The organism is Bartonella sp. AP19HLJMH (genome assembly GCF_042196245.1).
Lineage (GTDB): Bacteria > Pseudomonadota > Alphaproteobacteria > Rhizobiales > Rhizobiaceae > Bartonella.
Genome location: NZ_JBHIPX010000002.1, coordinates 232,081 through 256,895, shown reverse-complemented (window position 1 = coordinate 256,895; position 24,815 = coordinate 232,081). Strand labels below are relative to the sequence as shown.

The 24,815-nt window shown below is 36.0% G+C and carries 14 protein-coding genes, 1 tRNA gene and 1 pseudogene; 10 read left to right on the top strand and 6 right to left on the bottom strand.

Annotation, left to right across the window (positions count from 1 at the left end):
- Window positions 1–92 precede the first annotated feature (92 nt).
- On the bottom strand, window positions 93–6,425 hold the full coding sequence (locus ACFINR_RS02515) for a Vomp family autotransporter (protein ID WP_375652418.1): 6,333 nt from the start codon (window positions 6,423–6,425) through the stop codon (window positions 93–95).
- A gap of 980 nt (window positions 6,426–7,405) precedes the next feature.
- Window positions 7,406–7,912: a helix-turn-helix domain-containing protein gene (locus tag ACFINR_RS02510; RefSeq protein WP_375610047.1), complete on the bottom strand. Its 507-nt coding sequence runs from the start codon at window positions 7,910–7,912 to the stop codon at window positions 7,406–7,408.
- A gap of 149 nt (window positions 7,913–8,061) precedes the next feature.
- Between ACFINR_RS02510 and ACFINR_RS02505 the strand changes: the two genes are divergently transcribed.
- From ACFINR_RS02505 to ACFINR_RS02495, 3 genes are all read left to right on the top strand, one after another.
- Window positions 8,062–8,301, top strand: a complete 240-nt coding sequence (locus ACFINR_RS02505; RefSeq protein ID WP_375612875.1) for a hypothetical protein — start codon at window positions 8,062–8,064, stop codon at window positions 8,299–8,301.
- Window positions 8,302–8,405: 104 nt separating this feature from the next.
- Window positions 8,406–8,852, top strand: a complete 447-nt coding sequence (locus tag ACFINR_RS02500; RefSeq protein ID WP_375612874.1) for a hypothetical protein — start codon at window positions 8,406–8,408, stop codon at window positions 8,850–8,852.
- 2 nt (window positions 8,853–8,854) lie between these two features.
- On the top strand, window positions 8,855–9,124 hold the full coding sequence (locus ACFINR_RS02495) for a hypothetical protein (protein ID WP_012754562.1): 270 nt from the start codon (window positions 8,855–8,857) through the stop codon (window positions 9,122–9,124).
- 319 nt (window positions 9,125–9,443) lie between these two features.
- Here ACFINR_RS02495 and ACFINR_RS02490 read toward each other — a convergent pair whose 3' ends face one another.
- Both ACFINR_RS02490 and tmk read right to left on the bottom strand, forming a co-directional pair.
- Window positions 9,444–10,655 (bottom strand): MFS transporter, encoded by a 1,212-nt coding sequence (locus ACFINR_RS02490; protein WP_375652417.1) that lies wholly within the window; start codon window positions 10,653–10,655, stop codon window positions 9,444–9,446.
- 600 nt (window positions 10,656–11,255) lie between these two features.
- On the bottom strand, window positions 11,256–11,804 hold the full coding sequence (gene tmk / locus ACFINR_RS02485) for a dTMP kinase (RefSeq protein WP_375652416.1): 549 nt from the start codon (window positions 11,802–11,804) through the stop codon (window positions 11,256–11,258).
- Window positions 11,805–12,930: 1,126 nt separating this feature from the next.
- Here tmk and ACFINR_RS02480 point away from each other — a divergent pair.
- From ACFINR_RS02480 to ACFINR_RS02450, 7 genes and pseudogenes are all read left to right on the top strand, one after another.
- Complete coding sequence (locus ACFINR_RS02480; protein WP_375612887.1) at window positions 12,931–14,121, top strand: hypothetical protein; 1,191 nt, start codon at window positions 12,931–12,933, stop codon at window positions 14,119–14,121.
- On the top strand, window positions 14,118–15,323 hold the full coding sequence (locus ACFINR_RS02475; protein WP_375652415.1) for an ATP-grasp domain-containing protein: 1,206 nt from the start codon (window positions 14,118–14,120) through the stop codon (window positions 15,321–15,323). Before ACFINR_RS02480 ends, ACFINR_RS02475 begins: the two co-directional genes overlap by 4 nt.
- A gap of 23 nt (window positions 15,324–15,346) precedes the next feature.
- Window positions 15,347–15,655, top strand: a complete 309-nt coding sequence (locus ACFINR_RS02470; protein ID WP_375632537.1) for a YqcI/YcgG family protein — start codon at window positions 15,347–15,349, stop codon at window positions 15,653–15,655.
- A 62-nt stretch (window positions 15,656–15,717) separates the two neighbouring features.
- The gene (locus ACFINR_RS02465) at window positions 15,718–15,807 is read left to right on the top strand and encodes a YqcI/YcgG family protein (protein ID WP_375612870.1); all 90 of its coding nucleotides are present in this window, start codon (window positions 15,718–15,720) and stop codon (window positions 15,805–15,807) included.
- A 920-nt stretch (window positions 15,808–16,727) separates the two neighbouring features.
- Window positions 16,728–16,898, top strand: coding sequence for a hypothetical protein (locus ACFINR_RS02460; protein WP_375632536.1), 171 nt, complete (start codon window positions 16,728–16,730; stop codon window positions 16,896–16,898).
- A 385-nt stretch (window positions 16,899–17,283) separates the two neighbouring features.
- On the top strand, window positions 17,284–18,483 hold the full coding sequence (locus ACFINR_RS02455) for an MFS transporter (RefSeq protein WP_375652414.1): 1,200 nt from the start codon (window positions 17,284–17,286) through the stop codon (window positions 18,481–18,483).
- An 850-nt stretch (window positions 18,484–19,333) separates the two neighbouring features.
- A pseudogene (locus ACFINR_RS02450) lies at window positions 19,334–19,904 on the top strand (integrase); the annotation flags it as partial.
- Window positions 19,905–20,584: 680 nt separating this feature from the next.
- Here the strand turns inward: ACFINR_RS02450 and ACFINR_RS02445 are convergent.
- Together ACFINR_RS02445 and ptsP are read right to left on the bottom strand one after the other, a co-directional pair.
- Window positions 20,585–20,674, bottom strand: a tRNA-Ser gene (locus ACFINR_RS02445).
- Window positions 20,675–21,946: 1,272 nt separating this feature from the next.
- Complete coding sequence (gene ptsP / locus ACFINR_RS02440; RefSeq protein WP_375652413.1) at window positions 21,947–24,478, bottom strand: phosphoenolpyruvate--protein phosphotransferase; 2,532 nt, start codon at window positions 24,476–24,478, stop codon at window positions 21,947–21,949.
- Window positions 24,479–24,815: the final 337 nt, after the last annotated feature.

The following is a 24,815-nucleotide window of genomic DNA, read 5'->3' as shown; positions in this document are numbered from 1 at the left end:
TTATATATATTTTTTTTTACATACGTAACAACAATTCACCCCTGCCTCATGAGACAGGGGTGAAAAGGAATTTTTATGTATTTTGTTTATTATCAATTCAATGTCATATTGAATCCCGCACCTACACCCCAGTGACCTCCAGAAGTTGTTGCGGATATGTTAGAGCGGTATTTTCCATTTTCTGAGGTGTAACCTGCACCAAAGGCAAATGCAGACTGACTACGCCATAAACCAGTACCAAATCCAACGCTTAATTTTCCAGGTGTATCATTGTAGCGTAAGTTAGACACTGCAAGACCAATAGCCGCTGCTTGTCTTGCCTCTTTTTTCACACTCTCAATACTATAGTTTAAAATATCAAACTTCATATCTGTATATTGCTTAGCCCGATCAACAGCATCATCAATCGCATCAATCACAATATTATTAACCCGTTGATCTGTATACTGCTTGGATTCATCAAGAATAATCTTCATCTGTTCTTTAGTATAATCATGAAGTTGACCACCATTTACAGCCTCTTTCGAGCCTTTTTCAATTTTACCATCAGCTACATTATCAATCAGAACAGGTTCACTGGCATCCCCCCCCGCTAATGTGATTTTATTGGTTTTTTTGCCGTTTTCATCTCTATCATAACGAACAGCATCCTCTTCAATGCCGTCAACTCTATTATTGATGTTATCAACTTTGGCATCAATATTGATAACTGTATCACCAATATCAGCAATCGTATTGGAAATGGTATCAACTCTGTTGGTAAGATGCTTCACATCTTTTTCGACACCAGTGACACGTTCATTGGTTTCCCAAAGTTGCCCACCATTGACGGCATCTTTCGAGCCTTTTTCAACTTTACCATCAGCTACATTGATAATTTTATTCGGCTTTCCATCGCGACCAGCATCATAGGCTTTTTCTTTATCATTCCACTTTAAAGCATCTGAATCGACCTTGTTGATGACATCATCAATACGGTTATTAATATTTGACATATTTTTATTGACGTCACCAAAAGCATCAGCGACATTATGATGCTCTGTCTCAACAGTCGTACCATCAGCATTGACTTGAACAATCTTAAAAGTAGGATCTGTCCATTTGCCATTCTCATATTTGGCACCGCCACCGAAATAATTCGCAAGTTGGTTATTCATGGAATAAAGTTGGTTGCCCGTAATGGCATCTGTTGAACCTTGAGCAATCTCACCATCTAAAAGATACTTCAATTTGCTGTTTGTTTTCTTGCCATCTTTTTCATGACGTGCTACAAATGCTTCTTCCTCATCATCCCACAGTAAAGCATCTTTAGAGAAATTTTCAATTTTCTGATTAAACTCATTGGATACATTCGTTAAGCGTTGATTCACATCTTGAACATTATTATCAAGACCTGTTAAAGCATCACCAACATTGTAAAAATTAGCCTTCCCTACTTCACCACCTACAATAGCGGATAAAGTATATTTCAGCCCTTCAAAAGCACCGTTAATGAACTTTGCACCACCGCCAAAAAACTTTGCAATATCTGCTGATATTTTATTAATCTGACTACCATTGATTGCATCGTTGGAATTTTCAGAAATGCTACCATCTTTTACGTTATGAAGAGCAACTGGTCCGTTGTTCTTATCGCCGCCCAAAGTTACACTACCATAATTAACACTATTATCGTCATTCTTATCATAGAGAACCGCAGCAGCAGTTACTGTCTCAATATCTTTAGAAATCTTATCTATGCTTTTATCAAGTTGGTCTTTGTTAACAGCTTCATCACCATTTTCTGCCTCCCGCACGCCAGAAATTTTACGTCCTGAACCACCAACACCTGCAATATTGATCTCAGTACCAGCGGTATCCTTACCAATAGTAATAATACCTGATGCACCTCCATCTTGCTTAACAAGACTATTTTTTACCACATCGGAAATCTTATTATCAATATTTGTGATAGAAGTATTAACACCTGTAAACGCTTCCGTAACATTATGATAGGTCTTCCCCTGAATAAGGAAAGCTGGTTCTACACCATTCAGTACATCTGTACTACCCCCAAAATATTTCGATGTATTTTGAGCGACTGTTTTAAGATTGTCAGTAACAGTTGTAACCTTCTTATCCGTAGCAAAAAGCTGTGAACCATTTACCGCTTGCGTTGATGTTTGAGAAAGTTCTCCATCTTTCACACCGGAAAGTGTTCTTTCTTGATTATCTTTATTTACAAGGCTGATTTCAGTACCACCAGTTGCTTTACCCACAGTAATAAGACCATCTTCTCCCTCCTGCTTTACAAGGCTATTTTCTGTTACATTGTTAATCTGATTATAGATATCCGTAATAGAATTATTGACACCTTCAAAAGCATCAGCGACATTATGATGCTTTTTCTCAACAATAGTGCCATCCTCATTACGCTGAGAAACTTTGAAAGTAGGATCTATCCACTCTCCATTCTCATAGCGAGCACCACCGCCAAAATAATTCGCAATCTTATCGCCCATCTTATAAAGTTGAGAACCATTTATTGCATCTGTTGAATCTCCTGAAATATCGCCATCCGCAAGGAACTTAATCTTACTATCTGTCTTCTGTCCATCTTTTTCATGAAGTGCAACAAATGCACTCTCAGAACTGCTCCACAATAAAGCATCTTTAGAGAGACCCTGAATTTCCTCAGTAAAATTATTGACTACATGTGTTAAACGACTATTCACATTTTTGACATTCGCATCAAGCCCAGTCAAAGCATCACCAACATTTTCAAAGGTTTTCTGTTCTACCTTACCATCTGCAGAAACCGTAGATAAATTATACTGTGGTCCAACAAAAACACCATTTTCAAATGAAGTACCACCACCAAAGAATTTTGCAACATCTCCAGCTATTGTATTAATTTGACTACCATTTACAGCTTCCATGGAGTCTTTGGAAATTTCACCATTTTTTACACCTGTAATGGTTCGCTCTCCCTCAGTACCTGTGATATCAATTTTCGTACCGCCTTTTTCAGCACCAATAGTGATAAGCTTCTGATCTTCTTTCCATTTAACAAGACTATTTTCTGTTACATTATTAATCTGACTATAAATATCTGTGATAGAAGTATCAACAGCAGCGAAAGCATCCGTTACATTGTCGTGTTTTGTATTCTGAACCATAAAAGTTGGTTTGATACCATTAAGTATATCTGTCTCCTTACCACCAAAAAAATCCACTATATTAGTAATATAACTAAACAGCTGATGGCCATTTATTGCTTCTGTTGAATCGGAACTGACTTTTCCAACTGCAACGCCAGAAATAATTCGATCCTTGCCTTCAGAGTTCGCAATATTGATTTCGATACCTTCTTTTTCAGCACCAATGGTAATATTTTTTTTACTTTTACTCCATTTAACAAGACTATTGTCTTCTATCTCAAACTTCATTTTATATAATTGTGAAAGATTAACAGCATCATGCTCATTGCTACCATCTGCGACTCCTGTAATTTTTGTATTGGCGGCATGAATACCACCCTTGGTCATTCTTGGGCCATCTTTGATCATGAAACCGGCATTACTCATTCTGCTGTCCCCTGTTTCTACACGACCAACTTTAATATATTCGCTTAAATCAAACTTCACTTCATTGTTATCACCTCTGGTAATTTTTATATTTGTGTTCTCACTCTCATTATTATCATCGTCCTTCTGCTTAACTGCAACAAACTTTACTGTACTTCCTGCTTCAACATCTGTAGCTTCTTCATCTTCAACAGCAAGTTTCCAGCCCGTTTCCATCCCCGCTGTAAAGTCTTTCAGCTGTTTATAATTTACTGCATCAGTATCATCAGTACCAGCTTTCACTTTTGTAATCTTTTTGCCACCAGCATCAATACCTTTCACAGTTATGCTTGGACCACCATCAACAAACTTAAAGCCATCGTTGCTCATAATGCTGTTGCCTGTCGTGACACTCGTGAGCTTAAGAGTATCATTCAAAGAAAATGTAACTTTATTACTGTCTTTTGCAATCTTTATATTTTTGCTACCATCTTCATTTTCACCAGCAACAAAATCTACTGTACTCCCAGCTTTAACATCTGTAGCATTGTTACCATCAACAGAAAGTTTCCAGCCATTTTCTGCAAGTGTCCTTACCTCTTTCAGCTGTTCATAATTTACAGCATCAGTATTGCCTTCTGCCTTAGCTACTCCTGTAATTTTTTTATCACCAGCATTAATACCATTCAAAGTTATGCTTGGTCCATTACCATCAATAAACTTAAAGCCCTCATCACTCATAATGCTGTTGCCTGTCGTGACACTCGTAAGCTTAAGGTTATCATTCAAAGAAAATGTAACTTTATTACTGTCTTTTGCAATTTTTATATTTTTGCTTCCGTCCTCACCCGCATCCGCAACAAGATCTACTGTACTCCCAGCTTTAACATCTGTAGCATTGTTCCCATCAACAGAAAGTTTCCAGCCTGCTTCAGCAAGTGTTCTTACCTCCGTCAACTGCTTATAATTTACAGCATCAGTATCTTCTTCCCCTGCCGCTACCCCTTTAATCGTTTTATTACCAGCATGAATGCCATTAACAGTTATGCTCGGCCCCTCATCACCGTCAAATCTAAAGCCAGCAGCATCCATAATGCTGTCTCCTGCTGTGACAGTCATTACCTGAATATCATCAGCTAGATCAAATGTGACATTGTGATCATTATCTTTTTCGATCTTGATATTTTTTGTACCTTTATTGTCAACTGACTGAAAATTTACTGTACCATTTGGACCAATAGCCGTAGCATTTCCACCGTTAACAGCAAGCTGCCAACTCGTTTTGTTCGCGTTTTTCACCTCTTGCAACTGTTTATAATTCACTGCATCGTTAGGTTCAGACCCATCTGCTACGTTTGTGATCTTTTGCTTGGCTGCATCAATACCATCAATAGTCATGCTTGGACCATCATTACCATTAATAAAAAAGCCGTCTACAGTCATGCGTGAGCCGCTTTCACCGTTAACAAAAAAGCCATCATCACTCATCGTGCTTTGGCCTGTGGTGACTTGCGTCAATTTAAGATGATCATTTAAAGTAAATTCAATTTTATGCTTATTATCTGCAGTGTTTTTTGCAATCTTTAAGTTGTCTTTTCCCGCTTCTTTTTCACTTTTCACTGAAAAATCTACGGTATTGCCTGAATTCACATCTGTCGGATCGGTATCGTTAGCAGAAAGTTTCCACCCCCCTCCCCCTGCTATGATATCTTTCATAGCTTTTAGTTGCGCCACGTTTACCGCATCAGTATCTTCACTTCCAGCTGCAACCCCTGTAATTTGTCGTGTTAGCGTACCATTACCACGACCACCAACTTCACCAACGCTAAAAGCGCCTGTGGTGCTCTTCCATGCTATACTGGTTTTTGTTGTCCCTTTACCTGTTGCAGGATCATAACCAGCAACATTCTTGTTTCTATCAGAGATAGCCCCACCACCTACAGCAACACCATCTTTAACAAGCACTTGCGAATTTACACCAATGGCAACCGAATCTTCTTTTTCAGCATAAGCTTGCGTGCCTATAGCAATCGCATTTTCAGCATTCGCGATTACTTTTCTGTTAGGATCATTTTCTTCGGTTCTGTCAGAGCGCCTGCCCCCTATTGCAATAGCACCTGAAGCTTTAGCTTCAGCATCTGTACCTATAGCAATCGTATAACTCTTTTCTGCCTTTACCTTTGTACCTAAAGCAATGCTATTTGTACCTAATGCAGTTGCAAGCCCTCCAATAGAAACTGAAGATTTGCCCGATGCTTCTGAGCCTACACCCATAGCAACACTTGCTATACCACTTGCAAGTGCGGAAACACCAAAAGCTTGTGCACCCCCTGCCTTTGCTGTCGCACCTGCACCAAATACGGTTGAATAATTACCCGTCGCTGCAGATCCACAACCCGTTGCAAAAGAATAAACACCATAAGCCTCAGGCATTGCATTAACGATACCACCAGTCGGTGTCCCCATATAACCACCTAAAACTCTACCATTAGCGCTACTCGTGTATCCATCACCCGCCCAATTAACCTGTTCAGTGGTCGTGCCGTAAGGACTACGACCTCCAAAAACTTTCTCACCAATAAATCTCTCATATTGTTGCTCTGCGGTTATTCGTTGACTATCAGCAATTCCTTGTTGTTGTTTGCCGCCACGACCAATAACGTTGTCTACACCACAGAAATCATCATCACCAGCCAACACAACACTACCATGACTACCATGTGGATACATGACATTACCACCATTTGTGCTCCTAACTGTCTGTCCTGTTATTGAGAGATTCGCAGCAAAAACAGGAGAAACACTCGATAAGAGTGTGGCCATTACCGTACTAAGAGAGACAACTTTAATTAAATTTGGTGTGGAATATTTTTTTTTCATAAGAATCTCCTCCTACAGAGTTCAACATCATCACAACGCGCGAAAACACACATGGCAAAACCCTTAGTTTGCGCATTTCAAAAACCAATAAATCAAGACAAAACTCCCCCCCTACGATACCGATACTTATCCGACATCGACCTAAAATCTCTGCAACAACATCGAATCTAGAAAAGTCCCCAACCCTTTTAGCTAGAGGGATTCAAGCTAAAAAATAAATAAAAACACAAAACTTTGAAAATATACTGTTATCTCCATTCAAAAATACTGCGATTTATCTCTTAACAAAAATAGTTTCACTAAAGAGCAATTCTACTTTTCAAATAAAGCGCATCAGAAGAATGGCAAGAGTGTAAAAATTATTTTTTATAAATTTATAAAAATACTTCTCAATAAATTAGCTGTTCTTATAAGCACAAATTTATGATTTTTTAACTTATAGCATAATGTAATAATGACGATTATCATGATAATCTCACTTTTTGTTGCGAGGTAAACTGTTTCAATATATTATACATCTCTTTGAAAGAAATCTGTCTTAAATATAATGATGCACGCTCTGTAAAAAGTTTTAACGTGCTCATCTTATCATCTTCATAAAAAGACAAAAGCGCGCCTATAAATAGTCTTTCGTTCTTCTCTCTTATATATCTGTTACCCTTCTATAGGAACAAAACATCGTCATTGTATTTTCACTGTTGTCCGTATCTTTTCTTCAACCAACAAATATTTCAGGAATGGCACTATATTAGCTTCTTTTTGAAGAAATTTTGTTTGTATCACTACTCGTCATTCTTTTTATGAACCATTTTATCTTTAATCAGAGAAATATATTGATTTATAATGATAGTTTCTCGTTTTTCAGATCGAATAAGAGACTCGAAAATCGTGAGATTTTCACATTCCAAACTTGGTTATACAGCAGAAAATCAAAAAAGTTTTATTTTTTTAAAGGCTGTTCATTCGTATCTTATGAAATTCTAGATGTGCTTTTCAGTTTCGATTTTACGCTTTAAATGTAATTTTAAAAGTGGCAAAGTGGCTTCGACTTCTTCTATATCATTGAGGTTTTGAATAAGCTCTTGCAATCTTCCATAAAGCTCTGCTGCTAATTCCGCAACATCTTCAGGAGAAAGTGTTATTTTTGCATCATGATAGGTCGTATAAACTAAATGTCCCAGCTTTTTCATCAGCCCAGTAGGAATCGCCTGCGGTTTAAAACCAGCTGCTTTCGCCTTTGCCACATCTGAAAACATCTCGCCATTTCCCGTTACTAGCCAATCTAATGAAACACCACAAATTTCTTGATATTTGGAGAGCGCAGAGGCTGTAGGCTCACTTATACCAGTTTCATAAGTTCCTATAGAGCCAGCAGTGATACCAAGATGTTCAGCAAACTGCTTACGCTCTGTAAAACCAAGAGCGTGACGCACTTTACGAAAACGTTTTGCCAACTCAGTTTTAGGTTTTGCTTCCGGACGAGCCAAAAAAAACACTCCAAAATCAATATAATTGTTGACTAAATAATTATATTGATTTACATCTATCATTACTGCCCCTTAAGAAGAGCAGTTATCACATACATAACCCCACAAAAACGGATGTTACAGCATCCATTCAAGCAGGAGCGAAAATTATGACAATTACAAAAATGCAATCGCCGTGGTATTTCTCTGAGCTGCGCCCCTGTAATATAACCTTGGAAAAACTCAAGCCTATCAGAGGCTATTTTCCAGAGTCAAAAACATTTGGACACAGGCCAATGAAAAAACTAAATGCGCCACTGCCAACTCTATCAGTTTGCATGCCAAGCCAATTCTTGCCAACTGCTTTCTCAAAAGTTGCAGTCATATTCTTTCAAAAGCAAAAAGCCTAATACGATTCTCTTCATTTCATGCTGTGTAATATACCACTGAAATCTTATTACAAAAATATGCTAATGCATTTCCCATAGGTTTTTATAAGGTAAAAAGTTTATCAATGTCTAAAAATCAATATAAAATAGGCAAAATAATTGGTATTCTACAAAAAATGAGATTATCACTCGTTATTAAAAAGTTAGACGTTTACAAACCCTGTTTGCTTATTTTATATATTAATAGCACTGATTTAGCTGTAACTGGCAATAGAGATTTCAGGGTGTTTGGTTTATCGTCAGAATACTCTTCCTCTACGCATATTAAAAGCCTTTTGGCAATGTATTTTAAATGCTATAAATTCTATAGTAAACACATTGCCATCCATATTTACAATTGGGCGCTTCAAAATCTTGGAGTAATAAAATCTTTAATAGGCTTTGATTTAAAAGCGCGTATTTTGCAGAAAATTGACAAAACCATGAGGTTCGTATACATGGCAATTTTAAGTGATGATAGTGGAGTGATACTTAAAAAAGCTGCATGGAAACCCGCAACGTTGAGGAATTAAGCATGACCTCTTTATGCGATAAAGAATTATCTGATACACTGGTTGGTCTTTATGACGACTATCAACGCGGTTTCGACATTGGAGAAGAGCTTAAACTGTGCGTGGATTTGGCGTTATCTCTTGAATTGGAACTCAGTATTCACCGTTTAAGTGAAACAGATGCTGTTTTAAAAAAAGAGATTGTGCAAACCTTGCATCGTCGTAGAAATACTCATTCCAATGAAGATGAAATTGATACAATTTTTCATATGGATTTTGAAAAACAAAAATAATACAATAATCTCCCCATATGATACGATATTACCTCATCGCTTTACTTTCTGCTACGCTTAGACAAAAAACTTTCAAGAAGATTTAAAGTGTTACGTTTTCGTCTTCTTAACAACAGTGAGATGAATTAAAGAAACGCATCAATTCTTTTAGATCATTATCAAAAAATAGAGAGTATTCTCTAGCATACATCAATTTATGCTTTGTTCATTAAGCACCAACTTTTACATTTTCTCAACTCTCCTTTAAAAGCAAAATGTGAAATGTACTGCAGCGTAAATATTTATAAAATAGCGTATGTTGTCCACACTTAAATGTAATTTATTGTTTTTCATGTTTATAAAACAGCACTATGAGTATTCCAACAAACGCAACAATGCTTTGAAAAAAATATATCGATTGAGGTGATATGTTACTGTTATCGCTTGCCATGATGAGATAGACTCCGAGGATCAAGCATCCAGAGATACCATTAAAACTTGCCTGCAATCTTCCTTGGTATTCAGGATCACAAGAGAGTTGTGATAAAGAAATCGAAAGAGCCCAACTCGAAAGTCCAAATCCAATCATAAAGTAAACAGGAAAAACAACAAAATTGTGTGTATTAACAGATAAAATAGCGAGGCCAATAGCCATAAAAGCTAATAAAATGGCTAATGTTTTCCTGATAGATAAAACTTTACAAAGAAGTGGTGAAAAAAACGCACCTGTCAATACGCCCATAGAATAAAGCACCTCAAATATTGCAAAGATCCTGCTATCCGCATGTAAAACCTCTTGTATATAAGGAACGAGAATAACAGGAATGGTCATCAAAAGAGTCATAATAATCATCTGGCTTATATAAGGTACAAAAAGAGCCGGATTCTGTTTAAAATAATGAAGGGATGCTGTATAATTTTCCCACCAATTTTGCTGGTTTTGATTTTTAGATTTTCGGTTTTTAGGTACCTTCATTGCAAAATTAAATAAACCAGCAAGGATAAAGAATATACCACCTATTAGAAGAGTTCCTTTTGTTCCTGCATAGGATAGTATAAATCCACTTAAGCCCATACCTACGATAGTGCCAAGTTCATAAACCATATCGATGGTCGCATTTGCATTGATGAGCTGTTCCTTCAGCACAATACTTTGAATTAAAGAAATAGCTGATGGCATATAAAAAGGAATAAAAATACCCAAAAGAGCAGATAAGACCATCAATTCAATTTCTATACCAAAATGCCAAAGCATTACCCAGCCCACGATTACCAAACCTCTCACAAGATTTGAAATAATAATCTGCGTTTTACGGTTATATTTATCTGCCAATATGCCAAAAATAGGCGCAAAAATAATGCCAGGCGTCCAAAGAAAAAGCATCATCAACGCTACACCACGGATTGAGCCCGTCTGATTGTAAGCGAGCCATGACAATGTAATATAATTTAGTCCACTTCCAAATGTAGCAAATAAGCCGCTCAAAGTAAAATAGAGAAAAGTTCTATTTTCAAATAAAGCAATGCGTTCCTTCAAATTTGAAGTGAACATAAATTATCCTCTAAAATGAATACCAGTCGATATGCATAATACATCCTGTTTAAAAACAGGCATTCTTACAATTTTTATTTTAGATCATTAAATTTAAGAAAGCAAAATTTCTTTTTTGAGGCTTTTACAATCTTTGTGCTGTTTTATGATTAATTCTTCTATGAAAACGGAACATTTATGGACAAAAACAAAATTAATATTTTATGTGCGTTTTATTCAGAAGCTACACCTTTATACATATGTGAAACAATTTTACGGTATGGAAGCTTCACTCACATTATTGTCCTTATTATTCTGTGCACTAAAATATGCTCGAGTATATTCCTCCATGTCGTTCTTCTATCACCACACTTCGTCTCTAAAAGAATAAACATACTATTATCCTCACAATAAATATTGCTAACTTTTCTACTCCCCTTCTCTAAATCTTTTAAAACAAGCCCATTACAGTTAGTTTTCTAATTAAAATATATAACGTGATATTTTTCCTGAGCAGTTAAATTATTGCAATCACATCTCTAAAGTTTCAGATTTAGAGTAAGAATACATAAAGGAGGATTTATCGTGGATAAATTGATTAATAAATGATTTTATTCATAATCAAAAAAACTTATCTATATGATGTCGTATTTGATGATGAATTAAAGAAACAGGAGTAGTTCCATCAATTGTTATAAACCGCTCATCTATTTCCGATAAAACTTTGTATACTTTGTAAATTTTTTCAATAAAAGAGAGTTTTTCTTCGTATTTTAAGTTTAAACCATCCCTTTTCTGCAACCGTTCCAGTATAGTAATGGGCGGTAAATGAAAATAAAATGTAATATGAGGTCTTGGAATAGATTGATTTAATTTAACGACACTTTCAACAGAAAGCTCTTGAGCATAAAAATAAGCAAGACTAGAATAAACATATCGATCGCTAATTAATAAATTTTGCGATGACGTTAAGGAAGGTTCAATAATTTCAAGCGTATATTTGCGTCTATCTGTCGCTGATAAGAGTGCTAAAAGCAACGGATCAATTGCTTTTCCATTATCTAAGTAATCTCTAATTTCTGGATTATTTCTATACCAATAACTGGGTTGAGAAGTTCTTATTATATGTTTTTCTGTTGAGTAATGGCGAGCAATTTCTTTGAAGACCACATGGAGTTATAAACTTTTTTATCAAGATACATTTTGTCTATATACTTTCCATAAGTTAAATTGTTTTATATCTGAAATCTCTTAATGTTTAATAAGGTGTTTTTTAACTCGTCTCTAAACAGAAAAACACAATACTCCCGCATTTTGTATAACTTATTAACTTTATGATAAATGGCGGTATATAGACTTAGTTTTAAGATAAGGTTATATTTTAGACAACTTAAAATGAGATTAAGTATTTGTAAAAAATATATTTTTTGATCACACTCCATAACCTGCCATTTTTTAACGAATTCTAGTAGAGTTTCTGAGGATTACTCCTATAGCGTCGTGTAAATGTATAGAAATGAGTTCGATCTCAGTATATTATTGTCCCTTAAGAGCTGGTACTGGATTGCGCTACATAGAAATCTAATGAAATCAACTCTATCTTTTCTCAAACCACTGCCCTCGCTATAAGCATTTGATATTCAATTCCGTCAAAAAGCAGCAGAGCAATTCTTGGAAAACATCGCTGAGATATTGAAATATGCCTTGCAAAAGCGTTTAAATCAAATGTTTCACTATATTTTTCGGTATATTCATAAACTGAAATTAAGAATATTATAATAAGACCTCAAACAACGACGACGCCCAAATCAGCCGTAATAAAGCCTCCTAAAACTGAACCAATAATACCTCTCTATCAGACAGACTACCATGTAAAGGTTTTAATACAATACCTTAGCGCTAATGCCATAAATGTTTCTGATAGATAACGAAGTTTATTGTCACAACAACATCTAACAACGGTCAATAGAAAAACCTAAACCTTGAGTATAAATGGAGGAAATCTTAAGAGTGCAAACACAGCCCTCCCAAGAACATAGCTATACTGGTCATTTAGCGAAGAAACTCCTCATTGGAAAAGCACCTCACAAGAGATACAGTAAAAATACCAACCGCCTCCGCTCTCAGTTTCTCCAAAATTAGCTATCCCTATGATAAACGTTATCGTTCAAATCTGTATCATGCTTCTATCGAAAAAACTTGACATGCCTAACAACACATATATTAGCTTTTTGTAAAAATGTATAATGTATAGCATGTGTATTTAACATGGGGGGATAATGTGCACAAACAACTGATGTTTCGGTTTTATGGGCTTGTTGTCCTGCTGTATCTTTCTGATATGGTTTTATTTTTAAGTAATCTTTGGAATGCTTATCGCATAACATCCTCATCGGTTTTCCTGGGCGTAACCATGGCTTTGGGCACCCTTATGCCCTATCTTTTGAAAAAAAGCGGTCTTGTGCGCATTAAAGCCTCACTGCGGTTGGTCGATTTATACAAAAGGCGGATCATTATCTATAGCCTTCTTTTATTGATTGCTCTTTTCCATTACGCTGATTCCCCCTTTGGTTTTATCGCTGTCTCTATCTCTATCGGCTATCTCTCTTTGATTACCTTAAGCACACTCGAGACTTATAATACTAAACTAGCACTTAGTGGTTATATTAGCGCCCAAAAGGCTTCCCGCATTATGCAAACAGTGGTGCAAATTGGCGCATTTTTGGGAGCAGCATTGAGTGGTTATCTCTTAGAAGCGACCAGCCCTCGAGGGGCAGCGGCTGAAATCGGTTATAATGGTTTGATTGTGACACTTTGTGTGTTTGACATCATTATAAGCCTTATAGCCGGATATATTATATTTTGCGATGAATACAACGCTACAGATACCACAGCACTTGCAACTGGTAAGAAGCCAGCACCTACACCGCAAGCGGATGGACTCTCCCGTGAGCTTAAACTTTTATGCGTCTGCATAGGACTTATTGGCTTTCATATTTGCGCTTATAATACGCTGGCAACCATTCTTTTTCAGAGTGTGAAAAATTTTGGCTCTGAATACTATGGGCTTTGCAGTGCGGTTGCGGGCATGGGCGCTTTTTTGGCTGCTTTTATCAAAATCCCTCGTTTTGAATTTATTCTCCCAGCCCTTATGTTGAGCGTAGCTGATCTTATTTTTAGCACCACACAATCGCCCTATTTGGCTGTGGTCTTTTGCTTTTTTATTGGCTTTTCAATGAATACCATGCGAATTAATGCCCGCAAACATACGATTGAAGCGACCAAAACAGAGGCTCAAGCAGAGCTGGTGGGAAGCTATAGCGGCATGCTTTATACTCTCTCCCAGTCGGCAGGTTATGTCATTCTTGGTCTTCTTACAAGCTCTGCCCTTATGGGTCCTCAAGCAGCTGTTTATCTTCTCCCCCTTATAGGGCTAATAATCTTTATTTATGTTCTTTTCCTTTTATCACAGCGGAACAAAGTATGAGAAAACCTATTCTTATTGTCGACCCTTTCTCCACGGGTGCCCTCTATGGCCCTGCTTTGCAAAAATTAGGCTATGCTTGTTATGGTGTTGTCTCTCAACAAGCTCCTTTTTCACACTTTATGCTTTCTTATCAGGGAAAGGGCATGGCAGAAGCGAAGCTTCATAGTGTAGATGAGATAAAGAAACGCTTTCCTATCGGCACGATAGAGGCTGTAATAGCGGGTGCCGAAAGAGGTATCTATTGTGCAGAGCAATTGGCGGCTTATTATGGTTGTCTTGGGAATAACCCCTTGACTACCGATTGGCGACGGAAAAAAGCAGCGATGCAAAAACGTCTTTGTGAAAATGGTTTATCTTACATCCGATCAAAAATTCTTACAAAAAACGATTGTACTCTCGATGGTTTTGAAAGCCACAGCGGCTATGTGGTAAAGCCAAATGATTCTGCAGGGAGTGATGGTGTTTTGTTTTTCTCTAATCTTGAGGAAGTAGTAACGTGGGCCTCTGAAATCGACTGGAAGAAAAAAAATATTTTTAGCGCACCTAACGAGGCCTATTTGCTTCAAGAAAGATTGGAGGGAGAGGAATACATCGTCGATGCCGTTGTAAAGGGAGAGGCTATAAAAATATGTAGTTTGTCACGATATAAAAAAGGTATTCATAATGGAAGTACTTTTGTTTATGAAACGCTTGATGTACTTGATGCTCAAGATCCCTCTTATGCCCCTCTTATCTCTTATGCAAAACAATGCATTCGCGCACTGGGGATTGAATATGGACCTGCGCATATGGAAATCATGCAAACAGCTCGTGGTCCAGTAATGATCGAAGTAGGAGCCCGTCTCCACGGAGGAATTGCACCCACCTTGTTCGCGCATTGCTATGAAGATAATTTACTTGAAAGCTCCGTTAACCTTATTGCAGGCGTGTTTTCGCAAACCCCAAGTCGCTTTAAGAAAAAAGGGCGTATTATCTTCCTTATCAACGAGATCGACGGTCATATTATAAAAGATGTTAACGTATGGCGGCAAAAGCTTCATTCTTGGGAAAATGTGGTTCATTTTACGCTCTTTTTTAAAGAAAACGAGCCCCTCCCCCTAACCATCGATTTAAATACCTGCCCTGCCATTATAGCAATTTGGGGACACAGTGATGATGAATTATCAGCTTTGGAGAGGGTCATTCGTAGCAATTTCTTATAAAATACAACAATTGGGAGGAAAACATGGATTCAGCAGCGCAAATAATTGAAAATATAGACAAATATGAAAAATGGAAGCAGGTCGTTTTTAAAGAATTCGATGCAACCATGAATAACACAATTAGACCTTTTCCCTGCCTATTCGGTGTAAATGGATACTCAAAAAATATGCTTAGATTTGGGTTCTACAATAAGTTGACCGCAAAAAATATGATGGAAGACCTGATAACTTATTGCGATAACTATAAAAGTTTTGGAAAGAACACATCTTTTGTTGCATTCGAGAAGCCTGCCCCCGTACAAAGTATCGAAGTTTATAGAGAAAAATTCTGATCTATGCTTAAAAATTTGCGAGATTTTGACAACCGAGAATGACCTAAGTATATACAAAAAATATGTACAATCGTCTATGGGAGTTCTGCTTTCATGGCGAACCTATGTTTATAGTTTGCAATATCCCGTCTCATATAAACAGAATTAAGTAAGTTCTATATTTATGTTAACTTTCCAGCTTAAGTGTTTTTTCTAAGTCTTCTCTCTACAGAACAAAATGTATTCTCGTTGTAGGAAAAAGGCCTGAACCTTTTGATATTATCACAAAATCTCCTTTTTTAAGAAAATATAGCAAACTCCAAAATAGAGAATGGACGCAATATTTTCTGCAAGGCAACACTATTGAATCCCTACCTTGCTCATATCATCTAATGAAACACGATAATGACTAAGTTTTCTAAAATTAAATTAAATAAAAATATTTATGATATATTAAAAATGATACTGCCAAAACAAGGCTCGATAGAGATTCAAAGGGATTTTCCAAAAAATACATAGCACTCCGTATAATGCAGTGTGTATGTATAAAACTTCTCAGGATGATCGTGTTAATAGCAATGTTTAGGGGGGCCTTTTTGGGAAAGATTGTACAGAAATTATGAGTATCTCTAGGAGAAAAAACGCTGATTTTTAGAACAGAGAGAAACATTGATTATAACAGTTTATTAGGCTAAACGCAGAATATTCTCCTAATAATGGATGGTTAAATTATAACGGGATAGGTTTTTGATAATCATAAAGAAAAAGGTAGAGAGCGTGTTTCTTTTAGTTAAGAAAGAGTGTTGCTCATTTTTTTTCTAAAAGTAAGTAAATTCAAAGATAATTTTTTGTTCTTGTAGTGGTGAGAAAATAATTGTCGAAGTCAATGAAGGGGAGATTCCAATAGATTGTTACAAAGTTTAATAAAAGTTGGAATACTTAAAAATTCTTAGTTCCTATGATGATTTAAGAATACCAGATTAGGATACGGAGAATTCAAGAGCTCAAAACTTTGTGATAATATTGGTTTAGAATTACATCTTGTTCATTCAGACGAGATGAGCCAATTATTATATGTCACAGAGACATATGGGTGGAAAATTTTAAAAAAGCTTATCCAGAATCTGACTTAAAGGTTATTGGAACTTTAGTAGTAAGATTGGCTTGGTCTCATGTTTCTCAAAAATTAGCAACCAATCTTGTTGTGACTAGACTAAATTTGGAAGATCTGCTCACTGAGCGTTTTTATAATATTATGAAATGATAAAATATTAATATTTCTTCTTGTCCCAGACATGAAGCCGGTGCTATTTGTATTTATTATCCGTTGCACCATTGTCCGAAATATATTTTAAGTAGTTGTCACTTGAAATATGCCTTGGAAAATTATTTGGCAAGAGAGCGTACCTATATGTATTGGAAAGTAATTTCCTATTATTTGTCTCAATCTATGGGTACAACGTTGCCAAGTATAGAATTCATGCTGACAGATGACTTTCAAAAAATAAGTGCCTATAACGCATTTGAACTAAACTTTTATGAAAAACTGGAATTTAGTACCGAACCATATTCGACAATGGAGAAAATCATAAAATGGCTTGAGTCTCTGTTTAAGAGGGAGGAGGCTATTGCGTAATTCTGTTTTTCTTATGATTGTGATTGGTTGTTTGACGAGTTTTTGTGCTAGTGGTGTATTATCTATTGGCCTTTCTTTGTTACAATTCCAAGATACAACGGGAGAAGCGTCTGCTACTTTAAATGTCGTTAATTTAATCGCAATTGGAATTGCTGGCTTATGTTTGGGAAACGTGTTGGCGCACTATCAAGGCTTTATAATTGGGTTTTATAGTCAAATTACTTGCGCTTGTTTATTGTCTTTCTTATTATTTATGAACAATCCAGTACTTATTTTATTTGTATTTTTTTTACTTGCTCTCTTGATGGGGGCTGATAATCCAAATAACAATAGTGCCTTGAATCTGCTGGTTCCAGCTCCCAAACAAAAAGCTGGAATTTTTGCATTTTATACTAGTTGCTGTCAGTTTTTTGTTATTATATCCCCGTTGCTTATATATTTTATAATTGCGCATTTGGGGCACAAAATAGCCATAGCCTTTATTGTATTTATCTATCTTTTGAATGCCAGCTTATGGTTTCGTATAAAGTCTATACAACACCTAAACAGAGTAAAAGAGCTATTAAAAAAGCCATCTCAAAAGGCTTATGGAATTGGTTTTAGATGCCTTTGGCGGATTTCTGCGTTGCGGTTTTTAACGATTAATCGTATTTTGAATAATTCTCTCTATACGGGGCCTATTGTTTTATTGCCACTTGTTCTTGCTTCTATAACATCAGATAATATAAAATTTACAGCTATTCAAAATTCTATTTTTGCTTTGTCAGCACTGGGTTTTGTGATCAATGGTCTTATCTCATCTTATTATTTACGGAAATTTCCATCTTTAATTCGTTTTTTTGTATGGGGGGCACCGGCTTTTGCCGTGATCGCAATCTCTTTTGTTTTATATTTAAATTTTACTCAATATTCCCTTTATATTATGGGATTTTTATTAGGTATTGGGCAATTTTATTTTAGGGTATCGGGAATAACAATTGGACAAGCTATCACACCTAGTGAAAATTTAGCCGAGGTGATTTTGGCAGGCGATGCCAGTGTACGCATCATAACAGCTTTATTCTCTATTGTACTTTTATATGCAGGAAAATTTTTTTCATTTTCTATATTATACGTCCTGTGTGTATTTATAGGCTTTTGCGCCCCTTTATTTATTTTGCACGGACTATCTATTTACATACAAAGCTTAGAGATAAAAGAAAGCGCCTTATGAATGATGTTCAATTATTATATTACGTCAGCCTTTTTTTGATTATCGTATGGATAAAAATTTTGTACAAATATTCATGACATTAATTTTAAATGAGCACATTGCGTGAGAAAAGCTGAGGTGTTCGTTACCTCTCATGTGGATAAAACGCATTTAGCCCGTTAATCAACGAAATTGCAAATAGCACTATGATCACCATTAATTCTAAAAGCTCTACCAGAAGTTAGTGATAATGGCAAAAATCCTTCAATAATATTCGAAAAAATATTTTATGCTGCATCAGATAATCTAAAGAGGGAAAGGAGATAAAAATTATAAAACTTATGGAAATCCAACACAAATTTTTAGGGACACATAATGACAAACAAAAGCTATGCTTGAATGATCTCTTGGCTTCATCGGTTGAGTGACGGTGCATTTCTCCATTATGGTCGATTGATAGAGCTTTCCTGTTAAGTTTGAGCATACTGAACGTAACCACATGGTCAAGATTCCTCCTTCCAATGTGGCCAACTTTGATCATAAAGTAGATTCTCACCTGATGAAAATTGATTGCAGAAATGCAGCTTCGTGAATAAACAAGAAAAAAAAGTAAACATACGACCCATCAACTATTGGACAAGACATTGATTTATAATGATAATATATCGTTATTCATATTGAATTAAAGACCCGAATATCGTAAGGTTTCCTCATTTCAAATCTATGTATGTTGAATCAATTAAAATCACTTGTTTACACACCACAAGCAAGACTAGCATGTAGGTAAAAAACTATTAAGAAAAGACTAAAAATACCTCTCATGAATCGTCTTACGTACTAAGGGCTGTCGCAACATCCACGAGCTGGCAAAATGTGTGATGGTGCCGGCTTGCTCTTTCATAAACTTAAAGATGGCACTGCTCAATAGCTTTATCGTTATACCATTCACGGACATCGCCGTAAAATGGGCCTGGGTGCTCTTTGAGAGATGTTTCTTTTAAAAAACCGTGAATTGGCAAACCAATGGCGTTCTGTTTTACGTGAGGGGTGTTCCCTCATTCAAGAACGCAATAAAAAAAGCATGAATCAATGCATAATCTTCATTATTTAAAATATATTACTTGAGATCTTTAAAAGTCGTAAAGCAGAATTAAAAGGAGATGGGAAGTGTTTTCTATCCTTAAAACTTCATATTCTCTCTAAATTAGGCTATCTGCTCGTTTTAGAAATTACCCAAAGAGATATATAACACATTTGCTCCTATTTGGCATACAAAATCTGAAACAGCAGAGAAAGCACTCATCCGCCTTAATCCTTGTCTAAAACATGCTGCGGCATTAGATGTAGATGTTTATTTACAAGCAATAACAAAAGCGCAGACTTTGTTAGGGAAACAACGCCATAAAACACAAAACTTTCCAGAAATGGATTGGAGAGCCATCAGTCAAAGCTCCTTGTGCTCATTTTTGGAGATCGCACTCAAAAACAGTATCAGACAATGGTTACCAACTGGTTAAAAACGGTGTTCTCGCAATTCGTAAAACCAAATGATAAATATCACTGCCCTACATCAGCCGCTATAAAATACAAACAATTTAAAATTGAATTTACAGCAGAAAAAATGCTGTTTGTGTCCTGTAGAAATGCCAAAAACAGCGAAAACCGGAACACTTAAAGATAAAAATCTGAAAAAACAACTCTGTAGGTAGCCTTACAAGCACTGGACAAGATCAATGTCCCCATGGGAGAAATACAATAAAAAACAAAATTTGACTAACAAGTCCAAACAAACTTTCAATCTCTCGGAAGATCCAATTTCCTTGTCTCAAAAAATATTATAAACCCTTCTTTACCCTTCACGCAGTTGTAGAGCCCGCTCGTTAACAATGCTATACTATTAGATAGACACGAACTGCCCTGTTCACAAGCGATTGATGTTTCTTGTCTAAAGATTCCGCACTTCCTGTTTCCAAGTACAAATCTTTTCAGAAAAGAAGCAATAAAAGAAAAATTAAAGAGTTTTTATAGAGATCCGATCAACAAAAAATATCAAAAAATTTCGTACATTCTAGGATTTAAAGGTTATGTGATAAAATCTATATAAAGGTTTGTTTATCATCAATGGCGGAGAGAGAGGGATTCGAACCCTCGATATGGTTTCCCATATACACGCGTTCCAGGCGTGCGCCTTCAACCACTCGGCCACCTCTCCAGAAGTTCGCACTATACCCAGAAAGAAATAACGTGCAAGTCTAAACTATACATTCAAAACCCAAAAAACAAATTCATTTATTAAAGTAAGAGCTTTTATCTGTTGAATAACAAGCACATCCCTTCTTTTTAAGAAAAAACTTTTTTCGTGGATAGGTTTGTAGAATACAATAATGAGAATAAAAAGATTGTCACCAGTTATAAACTTTCATGCTCATTTACGCACTTTCTGCTTCACAAAAAAATACTTCTCTTAAAATTGGCATACAGTCCATAGTTTTACACAACCAAATAATTAAAATCACTTACTTATACGTCATAGGAAGGGATGGTATGTGGGGGAAGAACATTTTAAGAGAGGATAAGCGGCTCTTATGCATTTTCTTAAATAGCACGAATTTTTGCAACATTGAGAGCTGTAAAATAGTGTGATGGTATCAGTTTTCTCTTTCATAGGATTACATAATAAGCCCTATTCTAAATCCTCTATTCAATTTCACACTTCTATATTTAGTTGATACTAAAGAAAATAAAATTCAGAAAAAAACTTTGCATTTTTAATTTAATATGTATGAATATATTTTATTTTCTAAAATGAAAAAATAGTCTCATTTTGATCAAATACAAAATCATAAAAATGCAAACCTGTTTTCATTTTTACCATATATTTTTAAATTCAGCGTTACAGTTTTCAAAATATCTAAAGTAGTCTCCATTATTTAAAAAAATTACGTATTACTTCATACTTTTGATTATCGCATTCTTTAAGTGGGATATGGTCTCATAACAAAACAGAATACTCTAAAAATATATTTTCTTTCTCATCCACACGTTTGTTAAAAAACATCTCTTAAAGCTTGTCACATCTACCTCATACGGTGTCTATGAGTGGTATAAAATCTATTGGATAGCATCATCTTTTCTTAAATAAAAAGGAAAAGCCAAGTACGATCACGCTATTTATCCCCTAATGTTGCAACATCCCCTGCTATTTAAGAGAATGCATAAAAGGCATTTATTCTTTCCTAAAGTGTTTTTATCCATACATTACTCCTCCTTGTAATGTATAAAAGAATAATTTTTATTAATTTAATATAGAGAAATTTAAAACGAAAAAACCTTACGATATTTAGAGTTCTCATTATGTAAAACGATAAATTACCATTATAAATTAATATGTTGTTAATAATCGTCTTAAAGGATAATGTTTTACAGCACTAAAGATCTGATTACTCTGCAAAATGAGCTCGTTCTTTCCCCTTAATGTTCTTTATTACCTTATATCCTTGCTTAGAGCACGTACAGCTCGTGCAGTTTCACATTGTAATGCTTTTTGTGCTAAAATTTTCATATCTTCAAAACTATGAGTCTGTAAACACGCCTTTACTGGAGAAATATCGCAAGATATCATAGAAAGCTCATTAATTCCCAATCCAGTCAAAATCATTGCACCAAAAGGATCTCCAGCCATACCACCACATACACTCACCCAACACTTATGTTGTGCAGCTCCCTGAATAGTCTGATAAATCATACGCAAAACTGCTGGATCAAGGCTATCAGCTTCAGACACAAGGTACGGATTTTGCCGATCAACAGCCATTGTATACTGTGTTAGGTCATTGGTTCCAATTGAAAAAAAATCAACATGGGCGCTTAATACATCTGCCATAATGGCCGCTGCTGGAACTTCGATCATAATACCAAGTTTTAATTTTGGTGCACCAACATCGTTGCGGATTTCCTCTGCAATCTTTTTTATAGCGACAATCTCTGAAACAGACATGACCATCGGAAACACAATCCATAGATCTCCACCCTCTTTTGCCGCTCGATATAAAGCACGTAATTGAGGCACCAAAAGATCACGTCGACGTAACAAAAGCCGCGTTCCTCGAACACCTAAAAAAGGATTGTCCTCTTTAGATAAATGTAAATGCGTAACCTGTTTATCTCCACCAATATCAAGTGCACGAATAATTAATGGCTTATCTCCTACAGCTGTAATCATCGCCCGATATATATTAAATTGTAGCTCTTCATCCGGAATATATGGATTCTCTAAAAACAAAAATTCCGTGCGCATGAGTCCAACACCTTCAGCCCCTAAATCAAGCGCAACAGGAACCTGATTTGCGTAGTTGACATTAGCCATGATACGAATTCTTTGACCATCTGTCGTTTGCGCTGGTAACCTACATGCATTTATTTCACTGACACGTTTTTGCGCAACAGTATCAATATGCTTTTGAGCATCTTCAACGTCTTCAAGCGTAGGATTAAGGTAAATAAACCCGTTATCGCCATCAATAATAGCCTGAATATCAGACTGAATTGCTAAAATATCATCACCTGCAGCAACAACCATTGGAATACCAAGAGTACGCGCCAAAATAGCTGTATGAGATAATGGACCTCCCCATGCTGTTGCTAATCCTTTTACCCTTGTACAATCAAGTTGTGCTACATCAGAAGGAGAAAGGTCATTTGTAACCAGAATTACACCATGTGGAATATCATTTAAAAAGAACGATCTATAGGATGGATTGATTTCACCTAAAACACGTCGACCAACATCAACTAAATTAACAGCACGTGCTGCTAACAAAGGATTATCTACCTTAAAAAACATATCTGAAAATTGACGAACCGCTCTATCCCAAGACCAAGCGACACCATGACCTTCCGCTATAAAACGACAAGCTTGAGCTATTAAATTTTCATCTTCAAGCAAAACCATTTGCGCAGAAAAAATCGCAGCAGAATCTGCTCCCATACGCACTGTAATATCAGAAATCACAGATGCCATTTTATGTTTTGTTTTTGTAAGAGCATTTTCAAGACATGCTGCACCAACTGCAAAATCAATTGGCTGATCTATTATGGAAATATCATTTTGCCTTAAAACAAAAATCTTACCAAATGCTAATCCTGAACTCGCTCCAACACCAGAAATGCCTTTTTGCATAGAGCGTGGATACCAACCATGAAAAGCCTTTGTTTGAGATTCCATTGCTCTCATCAGACATTTTTCACTAATACTCACTTTTTTTGCAATAGCAATGGCATCATTGAGAAGTTGTGCTCCTTCTGCAGCATCTGTAGAAAAAATCAGAACATCACCGTTTTTTACTCCTAATTGCAATAAACCAACCAAATTTTTCATTTCAACGGTATATTGACCATGGCGAACTCTGATGGAACTTTGAGCCTTTTTCGCAAAATCAACCCAAAGAGAAGCTGGTCGTGCATGAAGACCACTTGGATAATCTAAAGTCCATTCCTGACACACAGAAAGGTCACCAATAAAAGTTTTTTCTATCTTCATATTTTGGTCAAACAAAGTTGTAACAATTTGTTGTTTGTCCATAGTTGTTGCAAGTACTTCAAGCTGTTTTTTATCAAATAAAAGAGACGTCAATTTTTTACAAATTTCTCTATAGCGATCTGGACACGCTGCAATGGCAATAACCAAATATGCTTTCTTGCCATCCTGCCACTCAACACCAGCAGGAACCTGTATAACAGCAACAGCATCCTTGATAATTAAATCACGATTTTCAGCCATACCATGAGGAATGGCTATACCATTTCCAAGCCAAGTATTGGTTGTTTCTTCACGTTCAAGCATGCTTGCCAGATAACACTTATCAACTGCACCAACCTGCACAAGCAATTCAGCAGCAGCATAAATTGCATCATTTTTATGATCAAAAGCAGCTGCAAGTTGTACAGATCTTATAGACAAGATTTCACCATCAGCAAAATCTACATTCATTGCTTCTGCTTTCTCATATCTCATCATGAATTCAAATTGCCTCACATTTGAACACCAATATCTCTGATACATTCCTTTTCAAAGCTGCATTTCCCAAAATACAAGCTATAAATACCACCACAGCTCTCTTTATATTTTACAGAATATAGCTAAGTGAGGTGCTTAAATACCTCAATATAACCGATAAAACAATTAGATATTATTATCCACCTAAGTGCTTAAAACCATCATAAACAAGTCTGCCTCTTACTCTTTTACTTTACAAAGACAAAACCCCGTTTTTTACAGCACCAATCACCTGAAAAACTATGCTTTCAAAATGCTCTTATTATCCTAAGTTGATCCTAAGTTATCCAACATAACT

What these genes read in the sequence shown, in the direction of transcription:
- ACFINR_RS02515 (WP_375652418.1), bottom strand. Translation starts at nt 6,425, where the DNA reads ATGAAAAAAAAATATTCCACACCAAATTTAATTAAAGTTGTCTCTCTT.
- ACFINR_RS02505 (WP_375612875.1), top strand. Translation starts at nt 8,062, where the DNA reads ATGACAATTACAAAAATGCAATCGCCGTGGTATTTCTCTGAGCTGCGC.
- ACFINR_RS02500 (WP_375612874.1), top strand. Translation starts at nt 8,406, where the DNA reads ATGTCTAAAAATCAATATAAAATAGGCAAAATAATTGGTATTCTACAA.
- ACFINR_RS02495 (WP_012754562.1), top strand. Translation starts at nt 8,855, where the DNA reads ATGACCTCTTTATGCGATAAAGAATTATCTGATACACTGGTTGGTCTT.
- ACFINR_RS02490 (WP_375652417.1), bottom strand. Translation starts at nt 10,655, where the DNA reads ATGTTCACTTCAAATTTGAAGGAACGCATTGCTTTATTTGAAAATAGA.
- ACFINR_RS02480 (WP_375612887.1), top strand. Translation starts at nt 12,931, where the DNA reads ATGTTTCGGTTTTATGGGCTTGTTGTCCTGCTGTATCTTTCTGATATG.
- ACFINR_RS02475 (WP_375652415.1), top strand. Translation starts at nt 14,118, where the DNA reads ATGAGAAAACCTATTCTTATTGTCGACCCTTTCTCCACGGGTGCCCTC.
- ACFINR_RS02470 (WP_375632537.1), top strand. Translation starts at nt 15,347, where the DNA reads ATGGATTCAGCAGCGCAAATAATTGAAAATATAGACAAATATGAAAAA.
- ACFINR_RS02465 (WP_375612870.1), top strand. Translation starts at nt 15,718, where the DNA reads ATGTACAATCGTCTATGGGAGTTCTGCTTTCATGGCGAACCTATGTTT.
- ACFINR_RS02455 (WP_375652414.1), top strand. Translation starts at nt 17,284, where the DNA reads ATGATTGTGATTGGTTGTTTGACGAGTTTTTGTGCTAGTGGTGTATTA.
- ptsP (WP_375652413.1), bottom strand. Translation starts at nt 24,478, where the DNA reads ATGATGAGATATGAGAAAGCAGAAGCAATGAATGTAGATTTTGCTGAT.